We start from the raw sequence: 17855 nt of genomic DNA on the forward strand, positions 1-17855 counted from the left end.
GCACAAGTGCTGCCGGCGGTGTTGCTTCCGTTATGGGTACCCTCATCGGTGCCATCATGCTGGTCGTGATCCGAAGCGGCTTGAACTTTGTTTTGGCACGCTTCAACCTCAACCTCAATGCGACCTATGTGACCTATGTGCTGACGGGCATCATCGTTGTGGGTGCGGTGTTTATGGACGTCATCAAGAACCGCAATGCCAGCCGCGTCACACCGCGCAGCATGAAGAAAAATATCAAGCAGGAATTTTGGGAGAAGCGCGAGGTACTGGAAAGCCAGATCGACGAGGTTTATGCAGATACCGGACTGAGCGCGAGCGAAAAACAACAGCGGCTGTCACAGCTTGAGACGCAGATCAAGACGCTGAAAGCCGAGCGTGCAGCGGCTCTGCAAGGGAAATAAATTGTTCCTTTGTACAAGAGCATAGACAGAGCATAATTGCTTTATACGGCAATCGATCATGTGTAAAAATCAATGATGAGTAAAGGTAGGAGATTCTGATGAAAAAGATACTTTCTGTTTTGTTGGCAACCGCACTTAGCACATCTTTATTGGCTGCATGTGGTGGAGGATCCCCCGATCAAGGCGGCGGAGGAGAGCAGTCGGCCTCTGGCGGAGATAAGGTCATCGGTGTTGTGGCAAAGGGCGAAAGCCATGCGTTCTGGCAGGCTGTTAAGTCCGGTGCAGAGGCTGCAGGCGAGAAATATGGCTATAAGATCACCTTCCGTGGGCCGGCATCGGAGAGCGCAAAGGATCTGCCGTCTCAGATGGAGATGGTACAGACCGCACTGTCTAACAATGTAAATGGCTTGGTACTTGCAACCATCGGCGAAGGATTTGCAGATATGCTGGGACAGGCAAAGGAGAGAGGGGTACCGGTCGTTCAGTTCGACAGCGGTATCTGGGAAAAGGACGTCGAGGCACTGAATGCAGGCAACAAGAACCCGATCGTTGCTTCCGTTGCAACCAGCAACCGTGCAGCTGCTGCCATTGCTGCCGAAAACTTGTTTGCATCTCTCAAAGAGGACATTGCAAAGGCGGATAAGTATGTTGTAGGTGTCATTCAGCATGACCAGACCCAGACAGGTATAGACCGTGCAGAGGGATTCATCGAGAAGTTTACGGAGCTCGCAGATGCAGAGGCCTCCACCAAGGGAAAATATGAGATCGTGCTGGAAGTCAAGGACGGCGACGCAAACAATGCGTATGTGACCGCTTTGGAGGCATTGTTCGAGAAGAAGGCACAGGCGATCTTCATGTGCAATGAGGGCGTTGTCAAGCAGGTTTCCGATGCGATCGCAGCATCCGGCGGCAAGTATGATGCGCTCAAGTTCTGCGGCTTTGACGCAGGCACCAAGCAGATCGAGTGGATCCGTGCACAGAGCGGCGCAAAGCTGATCGGTTCGGTTGCGCAGGATTCCTACAGCATCGGCTATAATGCAGTGGAACAGTGTGTCAAGGCAATCGAGGACAGTGCAAATGTTGAAGAAAAGGTAGACATCGCAGGTGTTTGGTATGATGCTTCCAACATCGACGAGATGATCAGCAAGAATCTGGTATATGAGGGCTGATGCCTCCCTTTTATGGTAAATATCCAAAATCATAAGTGATTATTATCTGTTTTGAGAGATCGTTCCTATCGACGATCGCCCCCCAATTCTAAAGTCTGCAAAATCAAAAATACTGTAAATCAGAAGGAGTAATTGCAATGGCAAATCGTATCATCTTGAATACCGTATCCTATCATGGAAAAGGTGCGATCGAAAATATCGTTCCCGAACTGACCGCACGCGGCTATAAAAAAGCATTCGTATGCTCGGATCCAGACCTTATCAAATTTGGCGTAAGCAAGAAAGTGACCGATCTGTTGGACGCAGCAGGTTTTGTATACGAGATGTATAGTGATATCAAGCCGAATCCCACGATTGCAAATGTGCAGTCCGGCGTCGCTGCTTTTCAGGCAAGTGGCGCAGACAGCATCATCACGATTGGCGGAGGATCTTCCATAGACACCGCAAAGGCAATCGGTATTATCATCAATAACCCAGAGTTTGCAGATGTGCGCAGTCTGGAAGGAGTTGCCCCCACCAAGAAGCATGCAGTCTTCACCATTGCAGTGCCGACCACTGCGGGCACAGCGGCTGAGGTCACCATCAACTATGTTATCACCGACGTGGAGAAAAAGCGTAAGTTTGTCTGTGTGGATGCAAATGATATCCCAGAAGTTGCGGTTGTAGATCCGGATATGATGAGCAGCATGCCGAAGGGACTCACGGCAGCCACGGGTATGGATGCACTGACCCACGCCATTGAGGGATACATCACAAAGGGCGCATGGGAAATGACAGACATGTTCCATATCAAGGCGATCGAGCTGATCGCCAAGCATCTGCGCGGCGCAGTGGAGAATACACCAGAAGGCCGTGAGGGAATGGCACTGGCACAGTATATTGCAGGTCAGGGCTTCTCTAACGTCGGTCTGGGTATCGTACATAGCATGGCGCATAGCCTGGGTGCTGTATATGATACGCCCCACGGTGTCGCAAATGCGATTTTACTGCCGACCATCATGGAGTATAATGCGCCCTGCACAGGGGAAAAATACCGCGATATTGCAAAGGCAATGGGGGTAGAAGGCGTAGATGCAATGAGCCTTGAAGATGCGCGTGCAGCTGCTTGTGCAGCGGTAAAGCAGCTCAGCATGGATGTAGGCATTCCGGCTGACCTGAAGCAGATCGTAAAGGAAGAGGATCTCCAGTTCCTCGCTGAGAGTGCATTTGCAGATGCCTGCCGTCCGGGAAATCCGCGTGATACCAGTGTAGAAGAGATCATTGATCTTTACAAAAAGCTGCTGTAATGCAGAACCGAAAGTGCTTGTGTGACAGCGGAAGGCAGTGCTCCCAGTAAAACAATGCCAGATCCCCTGGCTCCCTGTTTGTACAAGAAGCGTAAATGTAAAACCTGACAGGTCACAAGTCCGGCGTGGCTCCCAGTGGGGGCACGCCGGACTTGTTTTGTCCTGTAATTCAGCCGGAATGTTTCAGATCCTATAACAGATGGAATGGGGATCCCTGCACCAAATGCGATGCACGGTAGAAAAGGCTGGAATTTGGACTGTTCGGATAGCTCCTTGTATTTTGGTATTCCAGTGCATCATGATACACATCGTTTGTCAAAAAGAGACGCATTTCATCACCCATCTGGTGATCCCGCAATTCGATCCGTGTTATTGCTGAAACGCTCCACTGCTAAAATGTTATGTCCTTTCAGCTCTCTGGCTGAGCGATCTCTCATAGGCGGCTCCTTTCAACGCTCCTGATCTCTCTGACGTTTTTTCTGCCATGCCTCCAGCAGCTTGATGATGGTTTCCTGCATCCGCTGGGGCGTGTAACTCTTGGGAAAATACTTCCGCAGGGTATCCGAGGACAGCGTGACCTTATCCAGTTCACTTTTCTTTTCCTCACCCATGATGGCTCGCATCACATCAATGGACAGATGCCCCTCCTGACTGAATTTCTTGAGCCGCTGTGCTTGAGATAGAGAAGGGGTAGACTGTTCGCTCTCCATCGCATCCAAAAGCTGAATCTGTTCCTCTGGCTTGAGGAAGGACAGCTCATAGGCTGGATTGAAGGCAATCTTCCTCTCATCCACCATATCCAGCAGTTCGGGAATCAGCTCTGTCAGGCGGATATACCGAGAAATTTGATTGCGGCTTTGACCAACTTGTTCTGCAAGAAGTTCTCTGGATTCTTTACCCTCAAAATTCCGCCCAACTTGGGCGGAATTTCTTGAAGGTCTGCCAGCCTGCCTTTTCATGGCATCCAGTTTCATCTTGTAGGCAAAGGCTCGTTCGCTGGGGAGAAGGCTCTCACGCTGTAAGTTACTGTCAACCATAATGATGGTGGCGGCGTCATCGTCCAGATCACGGACAATAACAGGCATGGTTTCCATGTCAGCCAGTTCACTGGCTCTGTGCCGTCTGTGTCCTGCTACCATCTCATAGCCGCCATTGGGGTCAGGTCTTGCAATCGCAGGAACCAGCACACCATATTGCTTGATGCTTTCGGCGGTGTCCATCATTGCTTCGTCATCCTTGACTTTGAAAGGGTGGTTTTTGAAGGGGTGCAGCTCCGAAAGAGGGATTTCCTGCACTCGCTCTCTCTGGTCATCCGCACGGCTTTCCTCAGTGGAAAACAAATCATCTACCGATGCCAGCTCTATTTTTTTCACGCTGCTTTTCAAGTTTCAACACCTCCTTTGTCAGAGATTGATATGCTTCTGCCACCTTGCCATTAGGGTCATGGGCAAAGATACTTTTGCCTTCGGCACTGATTTCCTTTGCCCGAACAGAATGGGGGATCTCCGCACCAAACACTTTGATTTTGCTGCCATAGGTATCTCTGAGTAATGTGCTGATGTCTTTGGCAAAGTTGGTACGGTTGTCTACCATTGTCAGCAGGATACCATCAATCTGGAGCTTTGGATTGATCTGCCGCTTTACTTTACTGACAGTGGTAAGCAGCTGCTCCAGACCTTTGGCGGGCAGATATTCTGCCTGTACAGGGATTAAAACCCTGTTTGCAGCAGCCAGAGCGTTGACGGTGAGCATACCCAAGGACGGCTGGCAGTCGATCAGGATATGGGAGTATTGTTCCTTCAGCGTGTCCAGATACTGCCGCAAGATGGTTTCACGGCTCATGGCGTTTACCAAGGATACCTCCATGCCGGAAAGCTCAATGTTGGCTGGCAGCAAATCCACACCTTCCGGGTGATGCAAGATGCCTTCTCCGGGAATGATAGGCTGATCGGTGAGGATTTTCGCCATTGCATCGGATAAGGTGAAGGACAGCTTATCCGGCTGTGGATTGCCTAAGCTGATGGACAGGCTCCCTTGTGGGTCGCTGTCAATCAGCAGGACTTTCTTTCCTGCCTGTGCCAAACCAATCCCCAAGTTGGCACAAGTCGTTGTCTTGCCAACGCCGCCTTTCTGGTTGGCGATGGCAATAATTTGCGTGTTCATAACAATCACCTCTGTTCTGAAATAGAAAAAGGGAGAATGTGACATAAATCAACATTCTCCCAGAGAAACAATATGTGATTGTGAGTTTTTACGCTGTTTCAGAGATTTTTTGTTGAGAGCCATCTCGTCGCAAACCCGCATGAATACTGGATTTATGCTTGTTTGTTTTTCCCTTTCCCGAACAAACTCTGTTCAATGAATGGTATGCAAAAGATACTAGTAAAAAGATTAAATCAGTCTTTCAAGCAAAAGGGAAAACAGGAAAACATGTTACAAGCAATCCACCTTATGGCTATCTGAAAGACAAAGATGATCCACAGCAATGGATTATTGATGAAGAAGCTGCGAAAGTAATTAGACGCATTTTTCAAATGACAATAGAGGGCAGAGGTCCTTTTCAAATCTGCCAAGCATTGAAAGAGGATAAGGTGGATATGCCTGCTGTTCATCAGCAAAAGTTGGGGATTGGATTATATAGGACACGCAAAATCCCAGATCCATATAATTGGACCAGTTCAACAGTTGCGAGTATTCTGGAACGTAAAGAATATCTAGGGCATACAGTGAATTTTAAAACTAAAAAGCACTTTAAAGATTCTCATAGTCGATATGTTGATGATGATTTATGGGTTGTTTTTGAAAATACGCAAGAGCCTATCATAGATCAAGAAACTTTCGATATTGTTCAGAAAATTAGAACTAACGTGAAACGTTGGCCGAATGGTTGGGGGCCAGTTCATCCATTAACAGGATTGGTCTATTGTCCAGATTGTGGTGGTAAATTGTATTGCCACAGAACCGATAATGGGGTAAATAGAGAAGTCTTTTGTTGTGGTAACTATCCCTTAAAGAAATGTGAAACAGGGCATAGAATCAATGCTGATGACCTTGTAGAGCTTGTTTTAAAAAGTTTAAAGGCTATCAGAGATTATATCCAAGTGGATGCAGATAAATTCATAAATACAGTTCAAGAAGCTGTAGATTCTCAGCAATCGGTGGATGAAAAGGCAAGCATCAGACGATTAGAAGAATGTCAAACTCGAAATGATGAGTTAGAGAAGTTACTCTGTAAAATCTATGAGGATAATATTCTCGGAAAACTTCCAGACAAACGATATGAATATCTTAGCAATCAGTATGAATCAGAATTAGCTGAGATTGGAAAGGAAATAGATAAGTTACAAGAAACAATTGCAAGTTATAAGGTGGAAACAAAAAATGCTCGTAAATTTATGAGTCTGATTGCAAAGTATAAAGACTTTGATGTCTTAACAAATGCGATGGCAAATGAATTGATTGATAAAATCCTAGTATTCAATCGAGATCGAAAGGGTAGTATTCAATCAACTCAAAGGGTTGATATTTATTTCAACTTTATTGGAAAATTTCAAGTACCAACAGAACCTATTGATCCAGAGGTACAGAAAGCTTTGGAAGAAGAAAGAGCGAAAATAGAAGCAAAAAGAGACAAACTTCATCAGAATTACTTGCGACGAAAAGCAAATGGTAAACAGGCTGAATATGAAGCACGATATGAGCCAAAACGTAAGAAGCGTATGGCAGAAAAAAGGGCACAACTTCCCCAATATGGACTCGTAAAAACAGAGTATGAGGAATATCGCAAGGAAATACGAACTGAGCAAGATATACCAGATGCATTACTTGTAAAATAAGTGATAGATAGGGGGCAGAACAATGATTGTAGTGAAATTAAAAATAGTGTTCATACCGATTGTTCTTATACTATCTTTTATAAAATGGTTTGGAGTTTTTATAACAACTATGTCCAGTATTGTTTTTTATCTATTAGCGGGAATTATTTTCGTAACAGGTATTTTAGGTTATGGATTTGGATTGGAAACAGGAAGGGAGTGCTTAAGAATTTTGTTGTGTGGTTTTATCGTATTTATGTTACCAGTAATAGTAACAGGAGTTATTAGTGGTATTGCTTGTATTCAAACTATATTGATAGATTTTATCTGGTCATGAACTGGATATTTCTAAAAAAATTAATAGTAACTATTTAATCTAAAACGATGTTTTATCCGTAATAAGTGATAGACATCGTTTTTTTCGTCAAAAAGGACAGAAGATGCAAGTGAACATGTGAAAAAGCATGGTCTGAATCATATAATAAGCATGTCATAGGAAATGGATAAAATCATGAATTTTCACATGCTATTTTATATCTAAATTCATTTATATACTTAATTATTGTGACCGATAGTCCGTTGACTTATAAGAAACATTTTCTGATAATTAACATGGAGGTTAGATGCTATGATTACAGAAAAAGTGGGATTAAGAATTAAGCAACTTCGTTCACAACAAGGTATTAGTCAAGAGAAGCTAGCACTTAAAGCGGAAATTGATAGGACATATCTTGCAGGTGTGGAGCAAGGAAGAAGAAATCCTTCAATTAAAAGTCTTGAAAAAATCATAAATGCTTTAGAAATATCATTTTCAGATTTTTTTAAAGGAATATAATTGTTGACTATGAGTAACATTTTTTGTATGATGGAGGTACACAATGAATAGAGATGAACGTTTATTGAATTTGATTTTAAAATACAGAGAGGAATTAAAAGAAAAGATTGAATTAAGAGAAGAAGAGATGCAGAGCGACAATAATGAACATTATATTTTGTACAATGCATTAGGTTTTACAAATGAAGAAGGTTATCAAGTTGATTATCAACAAAATGTGGGACGATTTTTATATAAGTATTCAGGTTCTTTAATTGAAGAATTAGCTATTAATTGCTTTAAATTGGCATATCCTAATGCTGAGGAGAAAGTAAAATTAAGGAATACTATTGATCAGAGTCCTAAAACTGTGGAAATTGATTGTTTGATAGGAAATAACGCATATGAAATTAAATGGAAGGATGCAACTACAGATGGTGACCATATAAAAAAAGAACATAAGAGAGTCAAAATAATTAAAGATGCAGGCTACAAGCCCATCAGAATTATGTTTTTTGAACCCAATAGAAGTCAAGCAATGCGAATTCAAGCTAGATTAAAAGATTTATATGAAGAAATCGGTGGAGAATATTATTCTGGTCAGGATGCATGGGATTACTTGGAATCCAAAACAGGAATTAATTTAAAAAATATTTTAGAAAGAGCAGCAAAATAATGTTAAATATAAATGACATAATACTAGGCGATTGTTTGGAAGAATTAAAACATTTAGAAGAAGAATCTGTCGATATGGTTTATTTGGATCCGCCTTTTTTTACACAATATACACAAGTGTTATCAGATAAGGAAGGTAACACATATGAGTTTGAGGATTCTTGGAAATGTATCGATGAATATCTTGAATATATATCCGAAAGGTTAATTGAATGTAGACGAGTACTAAAAAAAACAGGAAGTATATTCGTACATTGTGATAGAAATGCATCACACTACTTAAAAGTAGAAATGGATAAAGTGTTTGGGATGAATAATTTTCAAAGTGAAATTGTTTGGAGTTATAAAAGATGGTCAAATTCAAAAAAAGGATTGTTGAATAATCATCAAATTATCTTATTTTATAGTAAGACAAAAGATTTTCAGTTTAACACTTTGTATACTGATTATTCTGAAACAACAAATGTAGACCAAATTATGCAAGATAGGATAAGAGATAAAGACGGAAAAGCAAAATACAAGTTGGACGAAAATGGCAATACTATAATGGGACAAGCTAAAAAGGGAGTTCCACTATCAGATGTTTGGGAAATACCATATCTTAATCCTAAAGCCAAGGAGCGTGTTGGATATCCTACACAAAAACCAATAATTCTTCTTGAACAGATTATAAAGTTATCTACAAAAAAAGGAGATATTGTTTTAGATCCTTTTGCAGGTTCCGGTACAACATTGGTTGCCGCAAAAATATTAGATAGAAATTATATAGGAATAGACAGATCAAAAGATGCGGTTGAGTTGGCAAAAAAGAGGATAACAGAACAGATAAAAACCGAATCTGGTTTGTTGAAAAAGGGAAAAAAAGCTTATCAAAATCTTGATGAAAAAAGCCTTTCAATTATTAAAAGTATCAATGCGATACCAGTTCAACGTAATTCTGGTATAGATGGATTTTTAAAAGAGTATATTGAAGACGGAATGATTGCGATTAGAGTTCAACGAGATGAAGAAACTTTAAATGAAACTATTCAGAAGATTGAAAAAGCATGTAGAAGAAAACCATGTCCTTATAGGGTTGTAATAAGAACACATTCTGATTTTATAGATACGGTTAATTCTAGTAATTTAGATTCAAAATTAATAATAATAGACCAGTATGATTTACAGATAATGAATAAAATAAGTGAAAGTAAGAACTAAATATAAATTTCATAATGATTAAGTTAAAAGCTCTCAACCGTGAAAATGTTGGGAGCTTTTGTTTTGCTCATTTGCAAAATTTTGATTTATGCATAAATGGAAAAAAACAGCTGAAGCCGTTGTGATTGATTGAAGGATAAAATCAATTACTTCGGCTTCGGATGTCAAGGAGTGCAGAGGACAGAATGTCCTTTGATGGGGTTAAGGGGCAAAGCCCATTATCGGGTTAAGGGTGAAACGCCTTGCCCAGTTAAGAGGCGTTTCGCCACTTAGTACTGGGTACTATTCGTAACGGTAATCCCGAAATAATGCCCTCGCTTCGCTCAGATTCCCTTCGGGAAAATTTCAAAGAAAGGAAAAAGATAGCCTATGAGAGGAACAAGACACAACGGAAGATCTGGAAAATATGGAGTTTACGATCCTAAGCATAATGACAGAAGATTTAATGTTGAGAACAGTGATCATATTCGTCAAAAGGAAGTTTGGAAAAATATTTATTGGGATTATAGCCAAGGATATACGCAAGATCCACAATTAGAAAGAAACGTAGAATGTCACTCTTTTAATGAAATTGAATTGGATTTTTATAAAAAATATTTTGGTGGTTATGTAAAAGCACAAAACGAAAGACATATAAAAGCAAGGCATCCAGACAGATGTAAGACGGTTGAAGATGTGCTAAAAAATAAAAAGACCTGTCCAGAAGAAACAATTTTTCAGTTGGGCACAATGGATAATCATGCATCATCGGATTTGCTTGTTAAGGTTTTTGAAGAATTTAAAGATGAGTTTGCATTGAGATTTGGTAGTCATATTCAAATTTTGGATTGGGCCTTGCATATGGATGAAGGTACTCCTCATATTCATGAAAGACATGTATTTTTTGCAGAGAACAGATATGGAGAGCTTGAACCAAAACAAGAAGAAGCATTAAAGCAATTAGGTTTTGAATTGCCAGAACCAAACCAGAAACGATCTAGAAATAATAATCGAAAAATGGTTTTTGATTCTGCTTGTAGAGTTATGTTTCTTGATATTTGCAAAAAACATGGATTGCAATTAGAAGAAGAACCCACGTATGGCGGGAGAGCATATTTAGAAAAACAAGATTATATCCGAATGAATCAAAAATTGGAGATTCAAGACAACAAAGAAATAATGGAGGTCCAAGAATATGGAATTAAAAAAAGAAGTGAGATAATGACCAAGCAAGATGAAGAGATTGAAGAAAAAAAGGATCAAATTGAAAGACAAGGAGCAATCATTGAATTTCAAAATAACAAAATCTTAAATGCATCCAAGGAATTAGAGGAATTAACTCTTGAAATTGATGATGTAGAAGCAATGCTACAAGATGTTACAGATATCGCATATGAAACAGCAGTAGAAGAAGTTACGAAAGAGGTGATGATAAAAACCAGACAAGATGATATTCGACTAATTGAAGGAACTAAGAATTGGATTGATCAGCCAGAACGCAAAGCATCAAGGAAGGAAAAGAGTTATGCGAAAGATCGTTTGGATGGTGTCATTAAAAAAATTAAAAATGCAATGTCATCTATTCAAGTAATCACAGATTCTTTGATGCAACCAAAAACAAAAGCTAGAGTGGTTGAAGAGATTAAGGATAAGACAAGACCTTCGATTTTAAATCGTTTGACACAAAAGAAAAATGCATTGGCTGAAAGAGAACGAAGTAAAAAGAAAGATTTGAAAAAATCATGGAATAGAGATGACAGATAATGAGCATTCCGTTGTATTCACTATTGAATCAATGAGAATGCTTTTTTATTTTCTCAGAAAGGAGCAAGTATGAAATTATTTGAAGCAGTAAAAGAAGCTATCACGACAAGAAGTGCAGCTGAATTTTATGGAATTAAGGTTGGAAGAAATGGGATGGCTCTCTGCCCGTTTCATCCAGACAAAAATCCAAGCATGAAACTTGATAAAAGATATCATTGCTTTGCCTGTCAAGCAGATGGAGATGTGATCGACTTTGTAGCTAAGTATTTTCATCTTTCTGCAAAGGAATCAGCAGAGAAGCTGGCAAAAGATTTTTCAATACCTTATGAAAAATATCAAGGGCATTATAAGGCGAGAGATCGTCCTAAAACCAAGGAGCGGAAACAGACATTAGATCAATTCTTTCACGAACAACAGACTCGTTTTTTTAGAGCCTATAGTGAATATTTTCATCTTTTAGACAAGTGGAAAGTAGAGTATGCACCAAGAATTGAAGATGATGATTGGCATCCATTGTTTGTTGAAGCAATGGAGAAATACTCGCTGATTCAATACAAGATGGATATTCTTCTTAGTGGTTCTTTGGAAGATCGTGCAAGGTTGATCTTGGATTGCCAAGAGGAGGTGAATCATATTGAGCAACGAATTAAGGAAGAATCTTCCAGAGGATTTAGTTGCTTGTCTGGAAGCTCTCCAGAAAAGTGAAGAAGTAGCCAAGGAAGATAAGGATGAGAAAAAAGTCCCAACAATGGAATTGCCGATCTGGTTCGATGGCAAGAATATCAATGAAATTCTATTGTATCAGACGATCTTGCAACACCATGAAATCAAATGCATCAATGGAAAATTATATGATATAGATCGAGAAATTCCAGATGATGAAATGGAAAAGGAAATCTTAGATATCATTAAACTTTATTGGACTAGAAATATTTCATCCAAAATAACAGCGATTTTAAATGGATTCAAGATATATACAAGATCAGCTCCATTTCCTATGAAAGAGGACAGGATTCATTTCATGAATGGAACGTATTTTGTAAATAAAGGGTTTACAAACCAGAAAGAATGGATCAGAAATCGTTTGACCGTCAATTACAACGAGGATGCACTGAAGCCTGAGAAATGGTTGGCATTTTTGGATGGTCTACTAGAGAAAGATGATATTGCTTGTTTGCAAGAATTTATGGGATATTGTTTCATCCCCAGCAATAGAGGGCAAAAGATGTTGCTGATCATTGGGAAAGGTGGCGAAGGTAAAAGTCGAATTGGAAGAGTCTTAAAAAGAATATTTGGTTACAACATGAACTCTGGAAGTCTTCAGAAATTAGAAAATGATAGGTTTGCTAGAGCCGATCAAGAAGGCAAGCTGTTGTATTTGGATGATGATATGAAAACAGAAGCATTACCATCAACAAATATGATTAAGACCATTGTTACTGCTGAAGAAGAAATGGATCTGGAAAGGAAAGGGAAACAAAGTTACCAAGGAAAGCTTGTTTGTAGGATATTGGCATTTGGGAATGGAACATTAAAGTCACTCTTTGACAGGAGCAAAGGATTCTATAGAAGGCAAATTATTCATGAAACAAAGGACATTCCCCCAGATAGAGTTAATGATCCTTTTTTAGCTGACAAGATGATTGAAGAAGTGGAAGGTATCGTTTTATGGTGCATTGAAGGATTGGAAAGATTACTTCAAAACAATTATCAGTTTACTATTAGTGATAAATCTCATTTATTGATGGATGAGATGCAAAAGGATGATGACAATATCATATCGTTTCTGGAATCGACAGGATATATCAGACTTGAAAAAGGCACTCATGCCACTTCAAAGAGTTTATATGTTGCCTACTGCAAATGGTGTAACGACAACTTAGATACTCCAGTAAGCGAGAGATCATTTTCAAAACGCTTCAAAGACCGATCTGCTGATTATGGAATGACCTATGACAAGAATATTCCAGTTGGCAATGGTAAATTTTGTCGAGGATTTCGAGGAGTCCATGTCAAAGTGAGGACAGATGATTTCAATTATCAATCCTATAAAAAGTAGCAACAGGCACTAAGAGTGCCCAGATTTTATTCTCTGGAAATATATGTGTTTTATATGTATATATTTTTTCCTTATTAAATTAAAGAATAAAGTGCCTTAGTGCCTAAAGTATGATAAATAAAGGAAAATTTGATGTTTCTAAATGCCTACGGAGTGCCAGAAAACTGCCGATAAATCGGATCTAAGTGCCTTCTCCTTGTCGGGCATACCTTAAAAAGGCAAGATGATGTTGCTGTTGTCATCGTCATTATGCCAGACAGGGAAGAATGGTAGGCATTAAGAAACAATCAGCATCAAAAATTTTGAAGGAGGTTCGCCTATGTGTGAAATTAAAAATAAATCGCAATCAACTATGAACATTCAGCTTGGAAAGAACACTTATATTGTTGGCATCAATTTCAAACAGGATGCCAAGGAAACATTGGATGAAAAGTTGAATCGGTTGATAAAAAGAGATGTGATGGAGAGTTTATATGAAGAAAACTAAAAAAATTTAAAGAAATGTTTAGGATGTACTTGACAAGTGGCTACTGGGTGAGCCAGTAAAACGTAACAAGTAAAACAAGCCCTTTAGGGCTTAGTAGGTAAATGATGTTGCAATTGGCGATACTGATTCGATGGGTCTTTAGACTCCAGAGCCGGTAATAGACCCTTATAGGGTCAAAGCAAGCCACCGGCTAAGCCGGTGGTCTTGACTTTCCAACTGTCAAAGATGGGAATATAATTCATATGTAACACATTTTCAACTTTATGATGCAACAAAAAGTAGAATAAAGTCATTGAAGATACTTGTGCCAATGTTCAAGTCTCTTACAAAAAAATGGGATGTCAATAAATCTCCACTATATCGTTATATATAGACAAAAGAAGTCGATAAAACATTTGGTCCAAAACTTCAAAAAGCTCTTCTTCAATCCATTAAGAGTGATGAAGAAATCACATATTTAAAAGAAAATCAAGAACTACAAGATTTAATAAAACAGATAGATATTGAATAGTTAGTAGAATAGTAATATATTTAGAAAAGGAATTTTTCTAGTTGTTTTACTATGTTGGGATATGTATTTGACTCTAAGTCAATAGTGGGGGTGGGATTTTCTTTTTATTAAGAGTGAACGTGTCTTTGGAAGATTATAATGTGGTTGTGGAATATGTCAAATTATTAAAAGGGGAGTAGAGAAATGAATGACATGAAAACTTTTATAAAAATAGTAAAGGAAGAGAACCGAAAAAGAAAAGCAAAACCAAAAACGAAAGCGGAAGAATTAAAATGTAGAATGTTACAAAGAACAACAAATGACGAATACTTAAAATTGCAGCAGGAAGTAAAAAAATTTTTTGAATCAGACGCATCAGAAGAAGAAAAGGAGATGCTTTCAGGATATACAGAGTCTTTAAATATGATTTGTTCAGCTATAAAAGAGAATAGATTGTTAGAAAATGCAGTATATGAGGAAATTATAAAATAAGTTATTTTATCCGACAATTTTTCATAAATCAGAGGAGGAATGATAAAATGTTTATAAATGAAAGCAGTTGTATAGATACCACCCATTCGTAAGAGTGAGTGGTATCTTTATAAAACAACTCCCAACTTTTTGGAGGGAACTTATATTATATCATCTTACATAAAAAACAGTTTTAAATCATCTTCTACCGTACCTATTCCTGCAATACCGAAGTTTTCAATCAAAACATTAGCTACGTTTGGGCTTAAGAAAGCAGGAAGTGTAGGACCAAGGTGAATATTTTTGACGCCAAGATACAAAAGCGAAAGTAAAACGATAACTGCTTTTTGCTCGTACCATGCGATGTTATAAATAATTGGAAGATCATTGATATCGTCAAGACCAAAGACTTCTTTGAGTTTCAATGCAATTACGGCTAGAGAATAGGAATCATTGCATTGACCGGCATCTAATACACGGGGGATGCCATTGATATCACCTAAAGGTAATTTATTATATTTATATTTTGCACAGCCTGCAGTTAGAATTACAGTATCTTTTGGAAGGGCTTTGGCAAATTCTGTATAATAATCACGGCTCTTTGCACGTCCATCACAGCCTGCCATAACTACAAATTTTTTGATTGCGCCAGTTTTTACTGCATCTACGATTTGATCTGCCAAAGCAAGTACTTGTTCATGGGCGAATCCACCAATAATTTCCCCGGTTTCAAGTTCTTTTGGAGAAGTAGATTTTTTAGCATGTGCGATAATTGCAGAAAAATCTTTTGGTTCACCTATTTTTCCTGAAATATGGGTACAACCCGGATATCCAGCTGCACCAGTTGTATATAATCTCTCTTTGTAACTTTCCTTTGGTGGTACGATGCAGTTAGTTGTCATTAATATTGGTCCGTTAAAGGATTCAAACTCTTCTTTTTGCTTCCACCATGCATTTCCGTAATTCCCAACAAAATTTGGATATTTTTTGAATGCAGGATAATAGTGGGCAGGAAGCATTTCAGAATGTGTGTATACATCTATTCCAGTACCTTGTGTTTGCTCAAGTAGGAGTTCTAAATCGTGCAAATCGTGACCGGATACTAAAATACCAGGGTTCTTTCTCACACCAATATTCACTTTTGTCATTTCTGGATTTCCATAGTTTTCTGTATTTGCTTTATCCAACATTTCCATACCAGCTACTCCGTATTTTCCAGTTTCCATTGTAAGTGCAATTAAATCATCTATGCTAAGAGTATCATCAGTTGTAGCTGCCAATGCCCGTTGAAGAAATGCATCAACATCATCATTATTATGAAGAAGAGCATTTGCATGTTTAGAATAAGCAGAAAGTCCTTTTAGTCCATAAGTAATAAGTTCTCGCAACGAACGAATATCCTCGTTTTCAGTAGAAAGTACTCCGACTGTCTTAGCCTTTTTTTCCCAGTCGCCAGTTCCATCCCATATCGCTGCATCTGGTAGAGAAGAAATGTTTTTTATTTGAAGAAGCAAAGAATCTTTTGCTTTTAAAGTAGTGCGAATTCTTTCTTCAATGCTTTCTTTATCGAAATTTGCATTGGTAATTGTGATAAATAGGTTCAAGGTAATTAAATGATTGATATCAGCAGATACTTCCTTTCCTTCTTGGCGAAGAAGAGTTGTAATAGCTGAAATTCCTTTTGTGACATATACAAGCAGATCCTGCATAGCTGCTACATCTGGTTTTTTCCCACAGACGCCAGATATAGTACAACCTTTACATCCTGCAGTTTCTTGACATTGATAGCAAAACATTTTTTGTTCCATAATCTTTACCTCCTAAAATTTAAATATATAAAACGTTTTGAAATTTTCTTTTATTCTAAAAGTCTTCCATCCATAGAAATGGTAACTACTTGCCATGGAATAAATTTTCCACTTATTTGCAATGCTTTTTTTGTTGCGAATTCTAACCCACCACAACAAGGAACTTCCATTCGTACAATAGTTACACTTTGAATAGCATTATTTTGAATGATTTGTGTTAATTTCTCACTGTAATCTACTTGATCAAGTTTAGGGCAACCGATAAGTGTAATTTTGCCACGCATAAAATCATCATGCATTTTAGCGTAGGCATATGCACTGCAATCAGCTGCAATGAGCAGTTTAGCGTCATCAAAATATGGAGCATTGACAGGAACTAGTTTTATTTGACAAGGCCACTGACCAAGTTGTGAATCTGTAGAAATAGGAGTCGATTTTTCCTTTTTCTGCATATGTTCTAGTACAGCTTTTTCATCATAGGCTATCGCTTCTCGTTCTACAAATGAGATGGCTTTAGTTGGACAGGTTGGAAGACAATCTCCTAAACCATCACAATAGTCATCACGTAGTAGTTTGGCCTTACCATTTATCATGCCAATTGCCCCTTCGTGACAGGCAGAAGCACATATTCCACAGCCATTACATTTTTCTTCGTCTATTTGAATAATTCTTCGAATCATTTTCATATCATCCTTTCTATTGTGTTTCTAAAATAAATATATTATAATTAAAAATGAAAGTCTATTGTTATAACAACAAAAGGAGAAAAAATGAATTTATCAAATACACAGTTGTTTTATGGAATAAAAGAAGATGAAATCACATCACTTTTAAGTTGTTTAAATGCTGAGAAACGTAGTTATAAAAAGGGAGATATCATTCTTTCAGAAGGAAGTATTACGGAAAATTTAGGAATTGTACTGTCGGGGATGGCGATGATATCTTTTTGTGATATTTGGGGAAATAATAGTATATTGGGAAATGTTGCTCCTGGATCGATATTTGCTGAAGTATATGCTTGTATTCCGGGGCAACCAATGTTAGTTACGGTGACAGCTGCAGAAGATACTTCTATATTATTTATAAATGTGGGACATATTTTGACAACCTGCACCCATGCTTGTCCTTTTCATACTAGACTAGCTAGAAATTTATTGAATGTTTGCGCCCATAAAAATCTTCAACTTTCTCAAAGAATGCAACATACCAGTTCTAAATCTGTGAGAGGGAGATTGATGTCATATTTTTCAGAATGTGCAAAACATGAGGGGAGTAATTTATTTTTCATTCCGTATAATCGTCAACAGTTGGCAGATTATTTAAATGTGGATCGTAGCGCTATGTGCAATGAACTTTCTAAAATGCAAAAAGACGGTATAATTAAGTATGAGAGAAATCGTATTCTATTGAAAGAGTGATAAAATCTCATAAAAAACA

General features: G+C 38.6%; 17 protein-coding genes and 2 pseudogenes. 14 read left to right on the plus strand and 5 right to left on the minus strand.

Features of this window, described 5'->3' with window-relative positions:
- The 3 genes and pseudogenes from ACY2U7_RS03475 to fucO all read left to right on the plus strand — a co-directional run.
- Positions 1–401: pseudogene (locus ACY2U7_RS03475) on the plus strand (hypothetical protein); the annotation flags it as partial.
- 98 nt (positions 402–499) lie between these two features.
- Complete coding sequence (locus ACY2U7_RS03480; protein ID WP_461815882.1) at positions 500–1570, plus strand: substrate-binding domain-containing protein; 1071 nt, start codon at positions 500–502, stop codon at positions 1568–1570.
- A gap of 137 nt (positions 1571–1707) precedes the next feature.
- Complete coding sequence (fucO, locus tag ACY2U7_RS03485) at positions 1708–2856, plus strand: lactaldehyde reductase (protein ID WP_461815883.1); 1149 nt, start codon at positions 1708–1710, stop codon at positions 2854–2856.
- Between the two features lie 190 nt (positions 2857–3046).
- Here fucO and ACY2U7_RS03490 read toward each other — a convergent pair.
- The 3 genes and pseudogenes from ACY2U7_RS03490 to ACY2U7_RS03500 form a co-directional block, all read right to left on the minus strand.
- Positions 3047–3293, minus strand: a pseudogene (locus ACY2U7_RS03490) (DUF5720 family protein).
- A gap of 12 nt (positions 3294–3305) precedes the next feature.
- Positions 3306–4241, minus strand: coding sequence for a ParB/RepB/Spo0J family partition protein (locus ACY2U7_RS03495; protein WP_461815884.1), 936 nt, complete (start codon positions 4239–4241; stop codon positions 3306–3308).
- Entirely contained in the window at positions 4198–5019 is an 822-nt protein-coding gene (locus tag ACY2U7_RS03500) for a ParA family protein (RefSeq protein WP_461815885.1), read from the minus strand. The genes ACY2U7_RS03495 and ACY2U7_RS03500 overlap by 44 nt, the downstream gene beginning before the upstream one ends.
- A gap of 158 nt (positions 5020–5177) precedes the next feature.
- On the opposite strand from ACY2U7_RS03500, the gene ACY2U7_RS03505 reads away from it, so the two are divergent.
- The 10 genes from ACY2U7_RS03505 (at position 5178) to ACY2U7_RS03550 (ending at position 14631) form a co-directional block, all read left to right on the plus strand.
- The gene (locus ACY2U7_RS03505; protein WP_461815886.1) at positions 5178–6692 is read left to right on the plus strand and encodes a recombinase family protein; all 1515 of its coding nucleotides are present in this window, start codon (positions 5178–5180) and stop codon (positions 6690–6692) included.
- Positions 6693–6714: 22 nt separating this feature from the next.
- Positions 6715–7008: a hypothetical protein gene (locus ACY2U7_RS03510; RefSeq protein WP_461815887.1), complete on the plus strand. Its 294-nt coding sequence runs from the start codon at positions 6715–6717 to the stop codon at positions 7006–7008.
- Between the two features lie 291 nt (positions 7009–7299).
- On the plus strand, positions 7300–7506 hold the full coding sequence (locus ACY2U7_RS03515) for a helix-turn-helix domain-containing protein (protein WP_461815888.1): 207 nt from the start codon (positions 7300–7302) through the stop codon (positions 7504–7506).
- Between the two features lie 43 nt (positions 7507–7549).
- Complete coding sequence (locus ACY2U7_RS03520; RefSeq protein WP_461815889.1) at positions 7550–8161, plus strand: ApaLI family restriction endonuclease; 612 nt, start codon at positions 7550–7552, stop codon at positions 8159–8161.
- Complete coding sequence (locus ACY2U7_RS03525) at positions 8161–9360, plus strand: DNA-methyltransferase (RefSeq protein ID WP_461815890.1); 1200 nt, start codon at positions 8161–8163, stop codon at positions 9358–9360. The genes ACY2U7_RS03520 and ACY2U7_RS03525 overlap by 1 nt, the downstream gene beginning before the upstream one ends.
- Positions 9361–9729: 369 nt before the next feature.
- Positions 9730–11103 (plus strand): serine/arginine repetitive matrix protein 2, encoded by a 1374-nt coding sequence (locus ACY2U7_RS03530; RefSeq protein ID WP_461815891.1) that lies wholly within the window; start codon positions 9730–9732, stop codon positions 11101–11103.
- A gap of 69 nt (positions 11104–11172) precedes the next feature.
- Entirely contained in the window at positions 11173–11808 is a 636-nt protein-coding gene (locus ACY2U7_RS03535) for a CHC2 zinc finger domain-containing protein (protein ID WP_461815892.1), read from the plus strand.
- On the plus strand, positions 11738–13162 hold the full coding sequence (locus ACY2U7_RS03540; protein WP_461815893.1) for a DNA primase family protein: 1425 nt from the start codon (positions 11738–11740) through the stop codon (positions 13160–13162). The genes ACY2U7_RS03535 and ACY2U7_RS03540 overlap by 71 nt, the downstream gene beginning before the upstream one ends.
- Positions 13163–13481: 319 nt before the next feature.
- Positions 13482–13649, plus strand: a complete 168-nt coding sequence (locus tag ACY2U7_RS03545; RefSeq protein WP_461815894.1) for a TnpW family protein — start codon at positions 13482–13484, stop codon at positions 13647–13649.
- A gap of 694 nt (positions 13650–14343) precedes the next feature.
- Entirely contained in the window at positions 14344–14631 is a 288-nt protein-coding gene (locus ACY2U7_RS03550; RefSeq protein ID WP_461815895.1) for a hypothetical protein, read from the plus strand.
- 155 nt (positions 14632–14786) lie between these two features.
- Here ACY2U7_RS03550 and hcp read toward each other — a convergent pair whose 3' ends face one another.
- The gene (gene hcp / locus ACY2U7_RS03555) at positions 14787–16418 is read right to left on the minus strand and encodes a hydroxylamine reductase (protein WP_461815896.1); all 1632 of its coding nucleotides are present in this window, start codon (positions 16416–16418) and stop codon (positions 14787–14789) included.
- A gap of 50 nt (positions 16419–16468) precedes the next feature.
- Positions 16469–17098 carry an ATP-binding protein gene (locus ACY2U7_RS03560; RefSeq protein WP_461815897.1) on the minus strand — a complete coding sequence of 210 codons (630 nt, stop codon included), beginning with the start codon at positions 17096–17098 and terminating at the stop codon, positions 16469–16471.
- Positions 17099–17188: 90 nt separating this feature from the next.
- On the opposite strand from ACY2U7_RS03560, the gene ACY2U7_RS03565 reads away from it, so the two are divergent.
- Positions 17189–17836: a Crp/Fnr family transcriptional regulator gene (locus ACY2U7_RS03565; RefSeq protein WP_461812862.1), complete on the plus strand. Its 648-nt coding sequence runs from the start codon at positions 17189–17191 to the stop codon at positions 17834–17836.
- Positions 17837–17855: the final 19 nt, after the last annotated feature.

Source organism: Faecalimonas sp. (assembly GCA_029264305.1).
Classification (GTDB): Bacteria; Bacillota; Clostridia; order Lachnospirales; family Lachnospiraceae; genus Faecalimonas.

Coding starts and splice junctions, on each gene's coding strand:
- ACY2U7_RS03480 (WP_461815882.1), top strand. CDS start 500: ATGAAAAAGATACTTTCTGTTTTGTTGGCAACCGCACTTAGCACATCT.
- fucO (WP_461815883.1), top strand. CDS start 1,708: ATGGCAAATCGTATCATCTTGAATACCGTATCCTATCATGGAAAAGGT.
- ACY2U7_RS03500 (WP_461815885.1), bottom strand. CDS start 5,019: ATGAACACGCAAATTATTGCCATCGCCAACCAGAAAGGCGGCGTTGGC.
- ACY2U7_RS03510 (WP_461815887.1), top strand. CDS start 6,715: ATGATTGTAGTGAAATTAAAAATAGTGTTCATACCGATTGTTCTTATA.
- ACY2U7_RS03515 (WP_461815888.1), top strand. CDS start 7,300: ATGATTACAGAAAAAGTGGGATTAAGAATTAAGCAACTTCGTTCACAA.
- ACY2U7_RS03520 (WP_461815889.1), top strand. CDS start 7,550: ATGAATAGAGATGAACGTTTATTGAATTTGATTTTAAAATACAGAGAG.
- ACY2U7_RS03525 (WP_461815890.1), top strand. CDS start 8,161: ATGTTAAATATAAATGACATAATACTAGGCGATTGTTTGGAAGAATTA.
- ACY2U7_RS03530 (WP_461815891.1), top strand. CDS start 9,730: ATGAGAGGAACAAGACACAACGGAAGATCTGGAAAATATGGAGTTTAC.
- ACY2U7_RS03535 (WP_461815892.1), top strand. CDS start 11,173: ATGAAATTATTTGAAGCAGTAAAAGAAGCTATCACGACAAGAAGTGCA.
- ACY2U7_RS03545 (WP_461815894.1), top strand. CDS start 13,482: ATGTGTGAAATTAAAAATAAATCGCAATCAACTATGAACATTCAGCTT.
- ACY2U7_RS03550 (WP_461815895.1), top strand. CDS start 14,344: ATGAATGACATGAAAACTTTTATAAAAATAGTAAAGGAAGAGAACCGA.
- hcp (WP_461815896.1), bottom strand. CDS start 16,418: ATGGAACAAAAAATGTTTTGCTATCAATGTCAAGAAACTGCAGGATGT.
- ACY2U7_RS03560 (WP_461815897.1), bottom strand. CDS start 17,098: ATGATTCGAAGAATTATTCAAATAGACGAAGAAAAATGTAATGGCTGT.
- ACY2U7_RS03565 (WP_461812862.1), top strand. CDS start 17,189: ATGAATTTATCAAATACACAGTTGTTTTATGGAATAAAAGAAGATGAA.